The organism is Paenarthrobacter sp. TE4293 (assembly GCF_050435325.1).
Classification (GTDB): domain Bacteria; phylum Actinomycetota; class Actinomycetes; order Actinomycetales; family Micrococcaceae; genus Arthrobacter; species Arthrobacter nitroguajacolicus_C.
Genome location: NZ_JBNJRY010000004.1, coordinates 327,442 through 345,204 on the forward strand (window position 1 = coordinate 327,442; position 17,763 = coordinate 345,204).

Consider the following 17,763-nt stretch of genomic DNA (forward strand, 5'->3'; position numbering starts at 1 on the left):
CTGCCTACTGCTGGGCGGCGTCGAGGGTAACCTCGACCTCTTGCGTCTGGCCGCCGCGCTGCAGGGTGACCTTGACCTTGGCGCCGGCCGGCTGCTCACGGACTGCCGCGGTCAACTGGTTCGGGTCACTGACGGTGTAGTCGCCGAACTTGGTCACCACATCGCCCACCTTGATACCGGCCTTTGCAGCGGCCGAACCAGTGGTCACGGCCGCAACCTCGGCCCCTACGGAGAAGCCCGAGTCGCTGCCTGTGGACGACTTCGAACGGACTGAGACACCGAATTGTCCGTGGCTGGCCTTGCCGTTGTCGATGATCTCCTGCGCCACGCGCTTGGCGTGGTTGATCGGAACGCTGAAGCCAACGCCGATGTTGCCGGTGGACGAATCCGACGTTCCGCTGCCCGCAGAAGCGATGGCAACGTTGACGCCAATGACCTCGCCCTTGTTGTTCACCAGCGCACCGCCGGAGTTGCCAGGGTTGATGGCGGCATCGGTCTGGATGACGTTGATGGCGATGGAGCCTTCGTTCGCCGTGCTCTGGCTCTGCCCACCGTTTGGCGGTGCGAACTGGAAGCCCTCGTCACCTCCCTGGCTCTCGTCCGGCGTGCCTTCCGGTACGGCTGACGAGGCAACACTGATGGTCCGGTTGAGCGTGGAGACGATACCGTCCGTCACCGTACCTGTCAGGCCAAGCGGCGAACCGATGGCGACGGCGGTGTCCCCCACGTTGATCTTGGAAGAGTCACCCAGCGTTGCCGGAACCAGACCCGAGGCGTCGCTGACTTTGATCACGGCGAGGTCCGACAAGGGATCCGTACCGACCACAGTGGCCTTGAGTACCTTGCCATCGTTGGTCCGCACCTCAATGGCGGCGTTGGCGGTGGCGCCGTCAAGCGTCACGACGTGGGTGTTGGTGAGGATGTGGCCCTGGTCATCAAGGATGATGCCGGAACCTGTCCCGCCCTCGTTGCCGCTGGTCGCCTTGATGGTAACGACGCTGGGCGAGGCCTTCGCAGCCGCTGCGGTAATGACGTTGACGTCATCCTTGTTGTTCACGATGACAGTGCTCGACTGTCCGCTGCTTGACGCTGCCGGGGACGGTTGGTCCCACAGCACGTTGCTTCCGGCTACGACGCCGCCACCGATCAAGCCCGCCGCCAGCATGCTTGCCACGAGGGTGCCGACGCCGAACGCAGGCTTGCGCTTGGTGGCCACCGGTGAGCTCCCGCCGTGCTGCATGCCCGGCTGGTGTTGGGCTCCGGGATTGTGCTGGCCCTGGAGGTGCTGCCCCTGGGGGTTGGTGCCCCCGCCGTAGAACGGCTGGTGCTGGGGATAGCTCGGGCGGTGGGATGGATCCTCCTGCGGCACGCCGTAGTACTGCGGCTGCTGCGTGCTGGAATGTGGCTGGCCGGCAGACTGGGCAGGGGCTGCGTGCTGTCCGCCATGGTGTGTCGTGTACTGCTGGGGGGTGTGCTGCGCCGTGGCAGCATGCGGGCTGGCGTGCTGCGCAGGGGCACTATCCTGGCCGGGCTGGTGGGCATCCTGGCCGGACTGGTGGGCCTGGCCTGGCTGTTGGGCCGCGGCCGGCGGCTGAAAGGCGGGCAGGGGCGTAGTGGGCTGCGCTGCGTTTCCACCGGGAGCCTCCTGCCCTGAAGTCCAGGCCGGCTGCTGCTGGGTTGCGTTGGCGTCACTCTGATCGCCGGTCGTATCCCGCGGCTCAGCTGGCTCGCGGTTCTCCGGTGCGGTGCCCTGCGCTGGGTTCTCCGTCATGGGTCTTCCTTTCGTCCTCGTCTCCAACAACTATGGACCCATTAACTGGAACAAAAGCGGACGTTCGCTGGGAGCTTCCTGAAAGGGCTCCGGAGCCAGGCCACGGCCCTTCCGAATTAGCCTCAACGGCTGAACAATCCGGCTCTCTCCTATATTTCGCTGGTGGCATATTCACTCCTGTGGACGGGCCATGGGGTGCACCATAGAATCAAGAGGAATTGCCACAGCGACCTGCGGCTTTACACCATGCGTGGGGGCGCTGAGCATTCTGTGACGATTGGTACGCCTTGTTCCAGTCGCAGACGTGCTGAAGGGTTGCACATGCGGTCAATATTTAAACGCGTACTCGCCGGAATTGGCGTGGCTGGGCTGTTGGCTTTCCCCGCCACAGCTGCCTGGGCCACCGATCCGGTGACCATTCCGTCCGGCCAGAACATCGTGGACGACGCCAACGTCCTGGGCAGCCGAAAAGGCGAGGTCCAGGAGGCCATCCAAAAGACGCTCAAGGACCACAAGTACAACCTGTACGTGGTGACGGTGGATTCCTTCACGAACCCGTCGTCCCCGACAGAGTGGACGAAGGCTGTGGCCGAGAAGAAAGGCATGGGCAAGCCGGACGCCATTCTGGCGATCTCCACGGCCGGGCAGTACAACTTTGCCCTGAACTCGGGCAGCTCCATCTACTCCAAGCAGTCAGCAATCGCGCAGAACGCCGTTGTTGCCAATCTGGCAGGCGGCAAGAAGGACTACGCCCAAGCAGCCATAGATACAGCCGCTGCCATCGGCGACGCCGCAGGCGGCGGGAGCGGGACAGTGCCCAGCGGGAATGCCGGCGTCGGCGTCCTTGTCGGGGTTGGCGTGGTGGCGGCGGGTGGTGCCGGAACCTACCTCTACCTGCGCAACCGACGCAAAAAGGGCGGCACCAAGGCTGTCAGCGCCAGCTACGGCCCGCAAGGTGAACAGCTTGATCCTCTCGCCGGGCTGAGCATCCCCGAGCTGCGCCAGAAGAGCGGCTCGCTGTTGATCGAGGCGGATGACGCCATCAAGTCCAGCGAGCAGGAACTCGGATTCGCCCAGGCACAGTACGGTGATTCCGCCATTGGCAACTTCACCAAAGCGTTGGAAGAAGCCAAGGCCCACATGACGGAGTCCTTCAAGCTTCAGCAGCAGTTGGATGACCACATCCCTGACACTGAGGAACAACAGCGAAGCTGGCTCGGCGAAATCATTCGCAGGTCAGAGGCAGCACTTGCGTCCCTGCGAGACCAGAAGGCCGACTTCGACTCTTTGCGTGAGTTGGAGAAGAACGCTCCCCAAGCTTTGGCAGCAGTTTCTGCCGGAGCCAAGGAAGCAGATTCAAAGATCGCGAACGCCGAGCAATCCCTTGAGGGCCTCCGCGCCAAATACGCCGAATCTGCCTTGACCCAGGTCTCCGACAACATCCTGCAGGCCAAGGAACGGCTCGCGTTCGTACAGAATGCTGTCACAGCCGCACAGGAGAAACTTTCCAGCGGCGAGAACAGCCTTGCCGCTGTGGCGGTTCGTGCCGCCGAGGAAAGCCTGCACCAGACCAACGTGTTGATCGATGCGATTTCCAAAACGGCCGGCAGCTTGGATGAGGCACGGGCATCCCTGGAAAGCGCAGTTGCAGAGACCAGCCAGGACCTTGCCCAGGCCAGGGCCATGATCCAATCGGGCGAGCACCCCGAACTTGCCGGTCCTGTGGCCGGCGTGGAGGCAGCGTTGGCGCAGGTGAAAACCGAAATCCAGGGCGGGAAGATCGATCCCATCGCCACGCTTAGCCGCGTAGAGTCTGCCCACCAGGCTCTGGATCAGTCGTTGTCCGGTATCCGTGACCAGCAGGAGCAGGCCCGCCGCGCGCAAGCGTCACTGCAGCAGACCATCATGGCCGCTCAAGCACAGATCAGCGCCACGTCGGACTACATCACCGCCCGACGCGGCGGCGTAGGCACAGAGGCGCGAACCAGGTTGGCCGAGGCCCAGCGCAATCTCGATTACGCGCTGTCCATCTCACGCAATGATCCTGTCACGGCACTGACCTACGCCCAGCAGGCGCACTCACTTGCTGCCCAGGCGGCCCAACTTGCACAGTCCGACGTCGACCAGTTCGGCTATGCCGACCAAGGCCAAGGCTATGGACGCGGTGGCATGTTCGGCGGTGGCGGCGGAGGCGGCGGCCTCGGCGGCGCCATCCTCGGGGGTATCCTCATCAACTCCATTCTCAATGGCGGCGGAGGGGGCTGGGGCGGCGGCGGCAATGACGGCGGAGGCGGCGGCGGGTTCTTCGGCGGCGATTCCGGTGGCGGCGGAGACTGGGGCGGCGGCGGAGGCGACTTCGGCGGCGGAGACTCCGGCAGCTTCTAGCCCGACAGACTAGGTGGGGTCCATGCCCCGCATAGAAGCGGTACAACAACTGATCACTGACTTCAGTGGCACCACTGAGCAGGACGAAAGGCAACACCATGGTTAAGCAGTCCATTTTCGGTCGGATCTCGCAGCTCGCCAAGGCAAACATCAATGCCTTGCTGGACCAGGCTGAGGACCCGCAGAAGATGCTGGACCAAATGGTCCGCGACTACACGAACAACATTGCCGAGGCCGAATCAGCCGTGGCCCAGACCATCGGTAACCTCCGGATGCTGCAGGCGGACTACAACGAGGACATCAAGAACGCCCAGGACTGGGGCAACAAGGCCCTCGCAGCATCCCGGAAGGCCGACGAGTACCGCTCCGCCGGCGATACCGTTGATGCCCAGAAGTTCGACAACCTTGCCAAGGTAGCCATCCAGCGCCAGATGACTGCGGAGTCCGAGGCGAAGGCGGCTGAGCCGAGCATTGCGTCGCAGACCGAGGTAGTGGACAAGCTCAAGACCGGCCTTGACCAGATGAAGAACAAGCTCAACCAGCTGACCGCCAAGCGCAACGAGCTCGTGGCACGCTCCAAGACCGCAGCGGCCCAGTCCCAGGTGCATGACGCACTCAAGAGCATCGACATCATGGACCCCACCAGCGAGGTGGGCCGCTTCGAAGAGAAGATCCGCCGCGAAGAGGCCAAGGTCCTGGGCCAGCAGGAACTCGCCAGCTCAAGCCTGGACGCCCAGTTCAACCAGCTGGAGGACCTTGGCGAGCAGACCGAGATCGAAGCCCGCCTTGCAGCGTTGAAGTCCGGTGGTTCCAAGCCGGCCATCGGCGCCGGAGCGCCTGCTTCGACCGGCACGACGGTCGACGAAGCCGACTTCGACAAGCTCTAAGACTTATCGGACTCCAGGGCTGACAGGTCTCCAGGAATCATCGGCCAGGAGTCCATGACGTCCTGCTGAAGCAAAAAGAATGGGCCGGATCCCGGAAAGGATCCGGCCCATTCTTTTGGCGTATTGGCTTCTTGAGCACGGCGGTTAACCGGCAGGCTGCTCGACGGAATCCTGCCCCGGACTGACGTCTGTAGCTACTTCAGCCCGAATCTCGAAACCCTTGGGGTGGAAATAGGTCACCGTGCACTCCAGGACCTCCCCATGCGGGCCCAGGGTGGTCCGCTCCAGTCGCGGCACCATGGCGAACCCACGGACGTTGAGAGCGTCTGCCAGGTGCTCCGGGGGTGCATGCATGGTGACAGTGATTTCCGCCCGCTGAAGGGGCTTGAGCGTCCTGTCCTGGATGACCTGGTAAATGGAGTTCCGTTCGGCATCCGCCAGGCTGATATGGCGCCCAATGTGGGAAGGGATGAAAATCTCTGCAATGGCATAGGGCCATCCGGCACTGGAGTACGACCTGCGGATCACCAGGACGAGGTTGTCATCAGAGACCAGCTTGGCCGGCACTGATGTGTCCTTTTCCATCCATTTATATTCGATGAGCCCCTTGACGGTCTTCATCCCTGCCGCTGTGAACGTCTCCATGAACGGCGCCAGGCGGTTCAGCATCTTGACGGGCCGCTGGGCCATCACGAAGGTGCCTTTGCCCTGCCTGCGGACCAGCAGACCCTTTGCCACGAGCGTTTCGATCGCCTTCCGGACGGTGGTGCGGCTGATGCCGTACTCGTCCATCAGGGTCTCTTCCGTGGGTATGCGCGCCCCCGGCTCCAAGCGGCTGACCTGGTCCGTCAGGACGTCGGCCACCTGCTGGTAGACCGCAACAGGGCTATCCCTCTGCAGCACGTCACGGTTGAGGCTGGAATTGAAGTCTCCATTGACCATTGGGCTGTCCCATTCACTTTCTTGCCTCAGCAAATCCGGGTTTGATGCTAGCACTGCCGGCCCGGCTGCCCGTTAAACACCCGGCTGCCCGTTAAACAAAAGATCCGGATCAGTTGTTACTGATCCGGATCTTTTCTCCAGTTGCGGGGACAGGATTTGAACCTGTGACCTCTGGGTTATGAGCCCAGCGAGCTACCGAACTGCTCCACCCCGCGTCGCAAGAACAACTCTACCGCACCACTCGGGGTGCTCCTGACCATATGCCCCCGATGGTGCCGCAGATCACTTTCGAGAGGGCAAGCTTCCCCTTGGTCCACGCCGGCGTTCCGCGTCAACGGCCCTTGAATCCACGCCACCGGCGGCCGGGACTGACTATCCCGCAGGCGCGGGGCAACCCATTCGGGCAAAACAAAAGGTCCGGATCAGCTGTTACTGATCCGGACCTTTCTCCAGTTGCGGGGACAGGATTTGAACCTGTGACCTCTGGGTTATGAGCCCAGCGAGCTACCGAACTGCTCCACCCCGCGTCGCAAGAACAACATTACCGTCAGGTGAAGGGGAGGCCAAATCCTGGGGACGTGATGTCCGTCTCCCCCACCCGGAAGGCCGGCGTAAACCCCCAAAAAGGGCCGGTGCCCGCCCCCAAAGGGAACGGGCACCGGCCCTCTGTTGCACCTGCCTGCCGCCGCTAGCTGCTCGGCGAAGGTGAGGGTGTGGCGCTGGGGGTGGCTCCCGGGGTCGCCGTCGGAGCCGTGGTGGCACCCAGGCGTGTTTCCGCATCAACGGCCTTCTTCAGCGCCTCAGACAGCTTGGTCTGCTGGGCACCATAGGCGGCGAAGTCGCCCTTTGCCAGCGCGGCCTGGCCATCCTGGATCGCCTTGTTGGCTTCGTCCAGTGCAGCCTTCAGATCAGCTTTCGCGTCGGTGGGACCAGTGGGCGGCGCAGTGGTTCCCGGAGGAGCCGTAGGCGTTTGACCGTTGTTGTCCGCATCCCCCGCTGTGGCGCCGGAGTTGCCACCGAACAGCTGGTCGAGTGCCTCGTCCAGCGTGGGTGCGAAGCCGATCTTGTCACCGAAGGCAACCAGCACGCGCTGCAGTGTCGGATACGAGGTCTCACCGGTGGACTTCAGGTAGACAGGCTGGACGTACAGCAGGCCGCCACCCACGGGCAAGGTCAACAGGTTTCCGTTCAAGACGTCCGAGGCTCCCTGTCGCAGGAGGTTCAATGCCTGGGACACCGTGGGATCGGAGTTGAACTTGTTCTGCGCCTGCCCAGGGCCAGGAACCTGCGTATCGGTGGGGAGTTCCAGGAGCCGCAGCTTTCCATAGCTCTCGCCCTTGACGCCCTTGACGTTTCCGGCATCAGAATCGGCTGCCAGGAATCCGTACAGGATGTTCCTCGCGCTCCCGTTAACCGTCTGGGGAATGAAGGATGATGTCAGCTGGAATGCCGGCTTCTCCTGATCGGGCATCTGCAATGACATGTAGAACGGCGGCTGCTTGACAGCTTCCGAAACGGTGGGATCGTTCGGAACGCTCCATGCATCATTGTTCTGGTAGAAGCTGTCGGGGTCCGTTACGTGGTACCGGCCCAACAGTTCACGCTGAACTTTGAAGAGGTCCTCGGGGTAGCGCACGTGGCTCATCAGGTCGCCCGACATCTCCGAGTATGGCTTGATGGTGGTCGGGAAAACCTTCTGCCATGCCTTCAAGATAGGGTCCTGGTCATCCCAGGCGTAAAGATTCACGGAACCGTCATAAGCATCGACGGTGGCCTTGACCGAGTTGCGGATGTAGTTCACGGAGCTGTTCGGCAGCGCGACCGTTCGGCCCGCGTTGGTCTGCGAGTCAGCGGTGGCGTTCTGCAGTTGCTGCGGCTGGGAGTACGGGAAGTACTGGCTGGTGGTGTAGCCATCAACGATCCACTTCACGCGCCCGTCAACGACCGCCGGGTATGCGTTGCCATCCACGGTCAGGTACGGAGCCAGCTTCTGGACGCGTTCGCGGGGATTGCGTTCGTAGAGGATCTGGGACTCGGCGTTCACACCATCTGACAACAACAGGTCAGAGGACTGGAACTTAATGGAGTAAAGGATCCGGTTGAGCCAGTTGCCTACGTTGGGTCCACCGTTTCCACTGAAGGTGTACTGGGTCTCTCCCCCGCCCTCCCGGCCTGCGGGCCGGTCTTGCTCACGGTTCGGAGCACCGTCGGGAGCACCCACGATGGAGTACTCAGGAGAGTTCTCGCCGAAGTAGATGCGGGGCTCGTACGTGGTGTCATTTCCGAGGACGCCGTTGGACGGGATACCTGACTGCAGGAACTCCGGCTTGCCGTCGGCGGTGAACTTGTTGCCCTTGGCCGCGACCACTCCATACCCGTGGGTATAGACGATGTGCCGGTTGACCCAGGTCTGCTGGTTGGCGCTCAAGCCATCCGGGTTCAGTTCGCGAACAGCGATCACCGTGTCCTGGACCTTGCCGTCGACCATGTAGCGGTCAACGTTCAGGGTCTGGGGGAACTGGTAGTACGGGCGGTACTGTTCCAGCTGGGCGAAAGCCGACGAAATAAGGTTCGGATCGAGGAGCCGGATGTTCGCCGTGGTCTGCGCATCTGCAGCCAGTGCTCCGGTGGTGGCGGTGGTGGTGGCGTTGTAAGCCGATACATCAATCTGGTCCAGACCGTAGGCGGCCCTGGTCATCTTGATGTTTCGATCAATAAAGTCCTTTTCCAGGGTGTTTTCCGAAGGGCGCACCTGGAACTGCTGGATCACCCACGGGTAGACACCGCCGGCAAGGATGGCCGTGATGACCAGCATCGCTGTTCCGATGACCGGCAGGCGCCACCGCCCGATGACCGCGGCAATGATGAACAGGATGGCAACAAGTCCCGCGGCGACGGCAAGGATGGCTTTGGTGGGCACTACGGCGTTGACGTCCGTGTAAAGCGCGCCGGCCCAGCGGCCTGAGTTGCTCTGCACGGTGGTGTATCGGTCGAGCCAGAAATTGATGCCCAGCAGAATCAGGAAAAGGGCACCGGTCACGGCAATGTGGATCTGGGCGGCGCGGCTGGTAAAGATGCCGCGTTCCATCAAGCGGATACTGCCGTAAAGGTAGTGGGTCAGGATGCCTGCGATACCGGCCACGACAGCGATGCTGATGAGGAACCCGGTGACGAAACCCAGGAAAGGCAGCGACATCAGGTAGAAGCTGATGTCGAGGTTGAACAGCGGGTCAGTCTGGCCGAACGGCTCTTGGTTGAAGAACAGCAGGGCTTTCTGCCACTGGCTGGCGGCCGCACTGCCGGCGAAGAGGCCGAACAGGATGGGCAGGCCGATCATGACGACCCTGCGAACCGGCTCCAGCTGTGCCTGGTAACGGTTGAGGTTGTCCCTCGATTCCGCGTCCGGTGCGTAGACCGGACGGGAGCGGTAGGCAATCCGGATGGCGAAGAAGACAGCGGCGAACATCATGGCGAAACCGATCAGGAAAGTGATGATCCTGGCCAGGTTTTCGCGAATATACACTTCGAAGAAACCAAGCTGCTGGTACCAGAGGACGTCAGTCCACACATTGGCGAAGAAAATGAACCCGACGACGGCCACAGCCACGACGATGAGAGTCGGAGTGAGGGCACCTCGTCTCAGCGGTGATCTTCCGGGCGGGTTGGAGCTGGCGGGACGGGACAAACTCTGTACCTCATTGGTGTCAGTGAACAGTCGGTATGCGAGTGGTTGACATTCTCTGCCGCTGGGATATGGCGGAGGCCGTCATATATGCCACGAGTGGCGGTGGAGCTAAGTTCCACCGTCAGTCTAGTTGTTTGTGCAGGTGGGAAGGCCCGCCGTGTCTTCTCCCGACCCGAGTCGTTCCACTGCGGACGTGGCGTCGGCGAGTGTTTCGACTTTGACTACCTGCAATCCATCGGGAACGTGGCCCACAACGTCTGCGCAGTTGGCAGCCGGGGCGAGGAACATAGTGGCCCCATGCTGCCGGGCTCCGATCATCTTCTGGGCTATCCCACCGATGGGCCCAACAGCACCATCAGCGGTGATGGTGCCTGTGCCGGCCACGTGTTTGCCGCCCGTCAGGTCCCCCGGGGTGAGGTTGTCGATGATGCCCAGGGCAAACATCATGCCGGCACTTGGTCCGCCCACATTCTCGAGCGAAATGCTGACGTCGAACGGGAAAGTGAAGTCGCTGGCCAGGAGCACACCCAGGACGTAGCGATCAGCCGCATTCCGCGTGGGTGTGACGGTTTCCGTTACCGGCGCACCCTTCCTCTCCACCACGACGACGGCGGGCGCCCCGGCGCCTGCGGCCAGCTCGGCCTGGATCACGCTCATGGAGGTGATGGCCTTGCCGTTGATGGACTTCAGGAGGTCGCCTTCCTGGATTTTCCCGGCAGACGGTGACGCTTCCGAGAGCCCGGCAACGTTCAACCGCTGCTCGAAGGGGATATCCAACTCCCGCAAGGCCGCAGCGAACGCGTTCTCCTGGGACGTCTCCATGGCAATCTCGCCCTCTTGGACGGTCTGCTCGGCAGTGGTGCCCTTGGGGTAGATGAGTTCCTCGGGATAAATGGCCTTGGAGGTGTCCAGCCAGGCGCGGAACACATCGAAGATCGTGGCCGGACTCTTCGGACCACCTGTCATGACGACAGTAGTGAGGTCCAGGTTGCCACTGGCGGGAAAGGACTCGCGTCCGGAAATGCTGATGACCGGCTTGTCACCGTCTTTGCCCAGGGTGTTGAAAGTGGGCCCCGCTGATTCAATAACGTAGGGAACCGGCAAGGCTGCAGCGCCGATTCCGAGGCCCAGTGCAAGGAGGCCCGAGATCACCATCACCATGTACCTGGTGTCGCGGGGCGGTGCCGAAGGCACTGAGGAGGGATCGGCGTCGGACGTTTGACGCCGGGTGGCTGAGCCCTCGGGGCTGGGCGAAGTAAGCATTGAGGCCTCTCTATGCCGGCATTGCGTGACCGGTTCCATGGCTGGTGCCGCCGAAGACGCCGGCGGCACATACCAAAGATCAACACTACGCGGTCCTTCCGCGCCGGGCTGCTTTGCCTACAGCGAACGACGCCGTATCCGGGCAGACAGCGTTCCTGCTGCGGGGTACGGTGAAAGAGATCACCAGCCAGTTCGACGATCGGCGGCACCATGACATCAGACCCCAACAATCCGTCCAACGACGACGACACCCCCAAGGATCCGCTGGCGGAAATGCTGCAGAACCTGATGGGTGGCCAGGGCATGGGCAACATCGACCCCGCAGAGCTGGCCAAAGCCGCAGGCTTGCCCAACGACCCCCAGCTGCTCCAGCAGATGTTCGCGCAGGTCCAGGCAATGATGAGCTCCACCTCCGACGGCCCCGTGAACTGGCAGCTCGCCCACGAGAATGCACGCCGGGTGGCAGCGGCCGGCAGCGATCCCTCCGTCAATTCCGTCCAGACCAGGGAAGTCGATGAAGCCCTGAGGCTCGCCGAACTCTGGCTCGACCCTGTTACTGATCTCCCGGCCACGGGCCTGATCGGCCGGGCATGGTCGCGGGCCGAATGGGTTGAGGCGACCCTCGGAACGTGGAAACGCCTGACCGAGCCCGTGGCGAACAGCGTCGCGAATGCGTTGTCCAACGCCCTGACCCAGCAAATGCCCGAGGAAATGAAGTCCATGATGGGCGGCGCCTCGTCCATGCTGCAGAACATGGGCGGCGCGATCTTTGGCATGCAACTGGGGCAGGCAATCGGCGCCCTCTCGGCAGAGGTCGTCAGCTCCACCGATATCGGAGTCCCCTTGGCTGACCTGGAAATGGCGTTGTTGCCAGCCAACGTCGCGAAGTTCGGAGAAGGCCTGAGCCTCCCCGAAAACGACGTCCGCCTGTTCCTCGCCGTGCGTGAAGCTGCCCATGCCAGGCTTTTCGTGCAGGTTCCTTGGCTGCGCGGCCACCTCCTGGGGGCCATTGAGGCCTATGCCCGCGGCATCCACATTGACATGTCGCGCATTGAAGACCTGGCCCGGGACCTGGATCCCAGCAACCCCGAGGGAATCCAGGAAGCGCTCTCGCAAGGCGTCTTTACCCCCGAGCGCACCCCTGTTCAGACAGCCGCCCTGGAAAAGCTCGAGACCGCTCTCGCGCTGGTCGAAGGCTGGGTGGACGAGCTCACAGCGGAAGCTACCGAGAAGGTCCTGCCGTCCGCAACCGCACTCCGCGAGACTGTGCGTCGTCGTCGCGCCACAGGCGGACCTGCCGAGCACGCGTTCTCCTCCCTTGTTGGGCTGGAATTGCGTCCCCGCAGGCTCAGGGAGGCTGCCACTCTCTGGGCAGTCCTGAAGGAAGAGCGCGGCATCGCCGGCCGCGATGCGATCTGGCACCACCCTGACCTGCTGCCCACGGGTGAAGACCTGGATGACCCCAAGGGCTTCTCCGAGCGCCGTCGGTTGGCCGAGGCCAGTGACAGTGAAGTTGACGACGCCTTGCAGAAGCTGCTGAGCGGCGGCTACGACAGCCACGAAGCCGGGGACACTGACGGTCCGGACGCATCGGCGCAGGACGGGAGCACAGAGAATACTCCTGGCAGTGACGCCGACCCGGATGACAACGATCCGCAATCGCCGGCCACGTAAGCGGGCACCATATCAGCAACGGCCGTCATCTCCATGGCGGCCGTTGCTGCGTTAATCGGTCGAGTCCGAATCCGAAGGGAGGCCCCGGGACGTGGCAAAGGCTACGCCCTCAAGGAAGGCCTTCGCGCGTTGGGTCTCGGGATACGCCTCGACCAGCCTCCAGAAGTCGGCATTGTGTCCAGCCACCAGCAGGTGCGCGAGCTCGTGGACCAGGACGTAGTCGATGACCCACTGGGGCATGGGCTGAAGTTTGTTTGAGAGCCTGATGGTGCCATCCGCCGGCGTCGCCGAACCCCACCGGGAGTTTTGGTTACTGACCCACCGCACGGACGTCGGCACAGCGCGCCCGCCCAAGTAGGTTCGAGAAAGGTGGGCCGCATGCTCAGCAAGAACTTCGTCGGTGGCCGGACGGCGCCTGCCTTGGCGCGACCGTTGCTCGCCCTGTTTCTTCAGCTTGGCCAGCATGCGGTGAACCCACTCGCGTTCCTGGCTCTTGGTGAAGCTGGCAGGGATGGCCACTACGGCCTTGCCGTCCTCCCAGAAGGCGGCAACGGTCCTGCGCCGCCGGGCCGAGCGTCGTACCACCACCGGGGCACCGTCGTCGGTGACCTGTGGAACGCCGGCATCCGTCGCCGGTGGGCGCGCCATCAGAGCTCCGTGCTTTCAGCCAGGACCGTCAGGACCGCCTCACCATAGCGTTCGAGCTTGGATGGTCCGATTCCGGCCAAACCGGCCAGTTCCTCCAGCGAGGATGGCTTGGCTTCGGCGATGGCGGTGAGCGTAGCGTCGGTGAAAACGACGTAGGCAGGGACATCGGCGGACTTTGCCTCGTCCTTCCGCCATTGCCGCAGCGCATCAAAAGTCTGTTCCTCGTAGGACGGCGGGCACTGGTTGCAGCGCCCCACCTTGCGTTCGGCTCCGCTGGCCAGCATGCTTCCGCATACCCTGCACGACGCCGGCGCGGCAGCTTTCCTGCGCGTGGGACCTGTCTTGCTGCGTGCACTCGCGGATGCCACGGAATTGGGGCGAAGTCCGTCCAGGAACCGGGAGGGCTTGCGATTGGCACGGCCCCCCGGCGTGCGGGCTGTGGACCAGGACAAATTGAGGTGTTCCCGGGCCCGGGTGATCCCTACGTAGAGCAGCCGGCGCTCTTCATCGACGTCCTCGGGGGTGTCTGCGAAGGAGATCGGCATGAGTCCCTCGCTGAGGCCGACCAGGAACACAGCGTCCCATTCCAGGCCCTTTGCTGCGTGAAGGGAAGCCAGGGTGACGCCTTGGACGGTGGGCGCGTGTTGTGCCACCGAGCGTTCCTGGAGCTCATTGACAAATTCGGCCAGCGTAAACGACTCGCCCCGGCTGAGGGCCAGCTCATCGGCGAGTGCAACCAACGCCGCCAAGGACTCCCACCGCTCACGAAGGGCTCCCCCGTTGTGCGGCGCGGCGTCGGTGTAGCCAAGCGACGCGACGATGTCGCGCACGATCTGTCCCAGCGGTTCCTGGGGTCCTTCGGCCACGGCGCGGGTTGCAGCCCTCAACTGCAGGATCGCATCGCGGACTTCCTTACGGGCGAAGAACCGCTCACCGCCACGCAACTGATATCCGATGCCGGCCGAAGCGAGGGCTTGTTCGTAAGCTTCGGATTGGCCGTTGGTGCGGAACAAGATGGCGATCTCGCTGGCTTTGACTCCCGAGTCAAGCAGTTCCTGGATCCGGCCGGCCACCACCGCTGCCTCAGCCTCGTCATCCGGGCATTCCATGAATCGTGGTTCCGGACCCGGTGGCCGCTGGGCCACGAGCTTGAGGGGAGGTGCCCACGCAGCATCCGCCACCGGCCCCCCACTTCGCCGGGAGCCGAGGAGCTCGTTCGCCAACTTCACAACTTGCGGGGTGGAGCGGTAATCCCGAATCAGCTTGACGACGGTCGCCTCCGGGAACTGTGCTTTGAAGCCGAGCAAGTGCTTCGGTGAGGCACCCGTAAAGGAGTAAATCGTCTGGCTTGCGTCGCCCACCACGCACAGCTCGTTCCGGCCACCGAGCCACAAGTCCAACAGCCGCTGTTGCAGCGGCGATACGTCCTGGTACTCGTCCACCACAAAGTGGCGGTACTGCTCACGAACCGTTGCGGCCACTTTTGGATCCTCCTGGAGGATACCTACGGTTATCAGGAGGACATCTTCGAAGTCGATGACATTCCGGTCGGTCTTGATGTCTTCATATGCTTGGAAAACCCTGGACACCGCCGTGAGGTCAAAGCCGCCGGGCGTTCCGCGGTCCTGGGCGTTCTCAAGGTAGTTCGCAGGCGTGAGCATGGACACCTTGGCCCACTCAATTTCAGCGGCGAGGTCCCTGATGGTGGCACGGTCGGTGCTGAGCCGGAGCCTGCGGGAGGCTTCTGCGATCATGTTGGCCTTGTGGTCCAACAGATTCGGCAAAGTACCGCCGATGGCTTGGGGCCAGAAGAACTGCAACTGCCGTAAGGCGGCGGCATGAAAGGTACGGGCCTGAACGTTGGCCACGCCAAGGTCACGAAGCCTGCTGCGCATCTCGGCAGCGGCCCGCGCGGTGAATGTCACGGCCAGCAGCCTTTGCGGGCTGTAGACACCGGAGTGGACTCCGTAAGCGATGCGGTGAGTGATGGCACGCGTTTTTCCCGTACCGGCCCCCGCGAGAACACACAGGGGGCCAGTGAGGGTACTCGCTACTTCGCGCTGTTCTTCATCCAAGCCGCCGAGGATGCGTTCTTCAAGTGAACCACCGGCGTCGAAAATGTCTTCGGTCACGGCTGGAGGTCTTCGATGACGCCGCCGTACCAATGTTCAATCAGTGAACGCGCAATGGACAGCCGCGTGGAAATGGTGATCTCACCGCTCAAGACGGCGTCCTGCAACTCTTCGCGACTGAACCACCGGGCCCGGGTGACTTCGACTCCGTCCGGCCGGGCAACGGAGTCTTCGGTGGTGGCGGTGAAGCCCAACATCAGCGAAGCGGGAAAAGGCCAGGATTGCGAGCCGAGGTACTGGCAAGCCGATACACGGACACCCACCTCTTCCCCGATTTCCCGGACGACGGCCTGCTCCAGCGATTCACCGGGTTCCACGAAGCCCGCAAGCGTGGAGTAGTTCTTGGCATCCGTGGGGCCGCCACCGCCCAGAAGCAGTCGGCCGTCGGGGCCCACCACCGTCACGATGATCGCGGGATCCGTCCGGGGGTAGTGCTCTGAATTGTCCTTGGGGCACCTACGGACCCAGCCTCCGGACTCGATGTCCGTAGGAGTTCCACACTGGGGGCAGTGCGTGTGGGTTGCGTGCCAGTTCGAGATGGCGCTTGCCTCAATGAACAGCGCAGTATCGTTGGCGTCCAAACGCCCGGCGACTTCCCGGAAGCCGGCCCATTGGGCGTCAACGGGCACCGTCGCCGTGCCTGGCGCCGGAGGTTCAGCCACCGTGAACAGCAGGACGGACGTGCCTTCCGGCAAGGAAGAAGGTCCGAGGGTGGTGCCCAAGTATATTGCGGCGGCAGCACCGGCGCCGGCTCCGTTGAGGGCCTTCCATAGCGGCGCGGCATCCCCGAACCATAGACCGTCAGCAGTCACCAGCGCCTTGCGCTGGGAGATAACCATGGCCTTGGCCGTGCCCGAAGCAATGAGGTCCTCTACCATGCCGGGTTTCATCCGGACCCCGGAGCCGCGGTCCACCATGGCAGGGCGCACTGGAAGAACAGTATCCATCAGGTGGTTGGCCAGCGCCGGTGACTCCGTATAGCTCATGTATCTACCGTACTGACTCGTACCGACAAAAAACATTTGGCAGACTCCCGCCATGTGGATGGAACCCGGCGGGGCGTCCATCGCAGGCAGAATCGCCTTGTTTTGGTGCGGATCTGAAGACTCGCCGCACTGCATCATGGCCACAGGCCACACTCAATCTACCGTGGAGAACGTGAGAAGAACACCGCTCGAACTGGCCGCTATAGCAACCGCGGCGGTGCCCGGACTGGCGCCGACGGCTACAGCCTATTCCCCCGACGACGACGCTGACTTCGACTCGGCGCTGTTGCTCGACTCGGAGGGAAAACGTTGGCGCGTCCGCTCGCCGCGCCATCCGGAAGCCAGTACCCGGCTGGAAACGGAGTTCATGGTGCTGCGCGCCTTCGCTCCTGCCATCCGCGCCGAGTTGCCTTTCCACGTGCCCACTATCGCCGGTACTGTACGGCAGGGCGCCCTCACCACCTTCGTTTACGCCCACCTGCAGGGTTCGATGCTTTCCATCGAAGAACTCTCTGCCGGGAGCCCCGCCCTGGCCCAGGAGATCGGCTCGGCCTTGGCCGCCATTCACGACCTCCCCCTGACCTTGGTAACCAACGCCGACCTGCCCAGCTACTCCGCCAACGAGTTCCGGCAGCGCAAGCTCAATGAACTCGACCAAGCGGCAACCACGGGAAAAATTCCGGCGACCCTCCTCCGGCGCTGGGAACATGCCCTGGAGGACGTGGCCCTGTGGCGGTTCAATACCTCCGTGGTCCATGGGGATCTCCATGAAGACAACCTGATGGTGCAGGATGACTCTGTCACAGCCCTGACGGGATGGACCGACCTCCGGATTGGTGATCCTGCCGACGACTTTGCGTGGTTGGTGGCGTCCAACGAGTCCTCGTTCGTTGATGCAGTGCTGAACCACTACACCCAGGCGCGCCGGGAGACCCCCGATGCCCATCTGCTCCGACGTGCGGCACTGCTGGCCGAATTTGCCCTGGCCCAGTACTTGGTCAAGGCCATGGCTGCCGGCCACCAGAGCATGACAGCGGAGGCTGAATCGATGCTCCAATCGCTCTCCGACGACATCGACGAGCAAGCCAGGCGCGAAGAAGAAGCGGCGCGGGCCGCCGAGGACGAGGCCGCCGAAATGCAGGCCGCTGAGCTCGAGGCCTCCAGGGCTGTAGCCAGCCAGAAGCCTCCGGTCAGTGTCGTGGAAATTTCCGACGCCGGGCCACCAGTGACGGTGGCAGCCATACCGGCCGATGCGGACGCGGTTGACCCAACCACCAGCCCCTCGCCGGAGCCAACGCCAGAGGACAGCGACGACCCGGATGACACGTCCACTGCGGCCATCAGCGTGGTCAACGTCACGCCCATCCACGCTGCTGATCGGTCCTGACGC

The 17,763-nt window shown here is 63.1% G+C and carries 11 protein-coding genes and 2 tRNA genes; 4 read left to right on the forward strand and 9 right to left on the reverse strand.

Annotated elements, in window-relative coordinates; genetic code table 11:
* Positions 1 to 4: 4 nt before the first annotated feature.
* Positions 5 to 1,771: a trypsin-like peptidase domain-containing protein gene (locus tag QF015_RS10360; protein ID WP_429388782.1), complete on the reverse strand. Its 1,767-nt coding sequence runs from the start codon at positions 1,769 to 1,771 to the stop codon at positions 5 to 7.
* Positions 1,772 to 2,092: 321 nt separating this feature from the next.
* On the opposite strand from QF015_RS10360, the gene QF015_RS10365 reads away from it, so the two are divergent.
* Both QF015_RS10365 and QF015_RS10370 read left to right on the forward strand, forming a co-directional pair.
* The gene (locus tag QF015_RS10365; protein WP_429388784.1) at positions 2,093 to 4,156 is read left to right on the forward strand and encodes a TPM domain-containing protein; all 2,064 of its coding nucleotides are present in this window, start codon (positions 2,093 to 2,095) and stop codon (positions 4,154 to 4,156) included.
* Between the two features lie 98 nt (positions 4,157 to 4,254).
* Complete coding sequence (locus tag QF015_RS10370; protein ID WP_310209139.1) at positions 4,255 to 5,043, forward strand: PspA/IM30 family protein; 789 nt, start codon at positions 4,255 to 4,257, stop codon at positions 5,041 to 5,043.
* A 144-nt stretch (positions 5,044 to 5,187) separates the two neighbouring features.
* Here QF015_RS10370 and QF015_RS10375 read toward each other — a convergent pair whose 3' ends face one another.
* The 5 genes from QF015_RS10375 to QF015_RS10395 form a co-directional block, all read right to left on the reverse strand.
* Entirely contained in the window at positions 5,188 to 5,985 is a 798-nt protein-coding gene (locus QF015_RS10375; RefSeq protein WP_429388785.1) for a GntR family transcriptional regulator, read from the reverse strand.
* A gap of 141 nt (positions 5,986 to 6,126) precedes the next feature.
* Positions 6,127 to 6,200, reverse strand: a tRNA-Met gene (locus QF015_RS10380).
* A 238-nt stretch (positions 6,201 to 6,438) separates the two neighbouring features.
* Positions 6,439 to 6,512, reverse strand: a tRNA-Met gene (locus QF015_RS10385).
* A 161-nt stretch (positions 6,513 to 6,673) separates the two neighbouring features.
* Positions 6,674 to 9,670 carry a UPF0182 family protein gene (locus QF015_RS10390; RefSeq protein WP_310209143.1) on the reverse strand — a complete coding sequence of 999 codons (2,997 nt, stop codon included), beginning with the start codon at positions 9,668 to 9,670 and terminating at the stop codon, positions 6,674 to 6,676.
* Between the two features lie 126 nt (positions 9,671 to 9,796).
* Positions 9,797 to 10,933: a YlbL family protein gene (locus tag QF015_RS10395; protein WP_429388787.1), complete on the reverse strand. Its 1,137-nt coding sequence runs from the start codon at positions 10,931 to 10,933 to the stop codon at positions 9,797 to 9,799.
* 210 nt (positions 10,934 to 11,143) lie between these two features.
* Between QF015_RS10395 and QF015_RS10400 the strand changes: the two genes are divergently transcribed.
* On the forward strand, positions 11,144 to 12,607 hold the full coding sequence (locus QF015_RS10400; protein WP_429388789.1) for a zinc-dependent metalloprotease: 1,464 nt from the start codon (positions 11,144 to 11,146) through the stop codon (positions 12,605 to 12,607).
* A 51-nt stretch (positions 12,608 to 12,658) separates the two neighbouring features.
* Here QF015_RS10400 and QF015_RS10405 read toward each other — a convergent pair whose 3' ends face one another.
* Genes QF015_RS10405 through nudC form a run of 3 tightly spaced genes read right to left on the reverse strand, consistent with a single transcriptional unit; the run spans position 12,659 to position 16,373 of the window.
* A complete protein-coding gene (locus QF015_RS10405; protein ID WP_310209149.1) occupies positions 12,659 to 13,255 on the reverse strand; it encodes a M48 metallopeptidase family protein in 597 nt (198 codons plus the stop codon).
* The gene (locus QF015_RS10410) at positions 13,255 to 15,387 is read right to left on the reverse strand and encodes an ATP-dependent DNA helicase UvrD2 (RefSeq protein WP_429388792.1); all 2,133 of its coding nucleotides are present in this window, start codon (positions 15,385 to 15,387) and stop codon (positions 13,255 to 13,257) included. The genes QF015_RS10405 and QF015_RS10410 overlap by 1 nt, the downstream gene beginning before the upstream one ends.
* Positions 15,384 to 16,373: an NAD(+) diphosphatase gene (gene nudC, locus QF015_RS10415; RefSeq protein WP_310209153.1), complete on the reverse strand. Its 990-nt coding sequence runs from the start codon at positions 16,371 to 16,373 to the stop codon at positions 15,384 to 15,386. Before nudC ends, QF015_RS10410 begins: the two co-directional genes overlap by 4 nt.
* A 172-nt stretch (positions 16,374 to 16,545) precedes the next feature.
* Here nudC and QF015_RS10420 point away from each other — a divergent pair, with 172 nt between their 5' ends.
* Positions 16,546 to 17,760, forward strand: coding sequence for a macrolide 2'-phosphotransferase (locus QF015_RS10420; RefSeq protein WP_429388794.1), 1,215 nt, complete (start codon positions 16,546 to 16,548; stop codon positions 17,758 to 17,760).
* Positions 17,761 to 17,763: the final 3 nt, after the last annotated feature.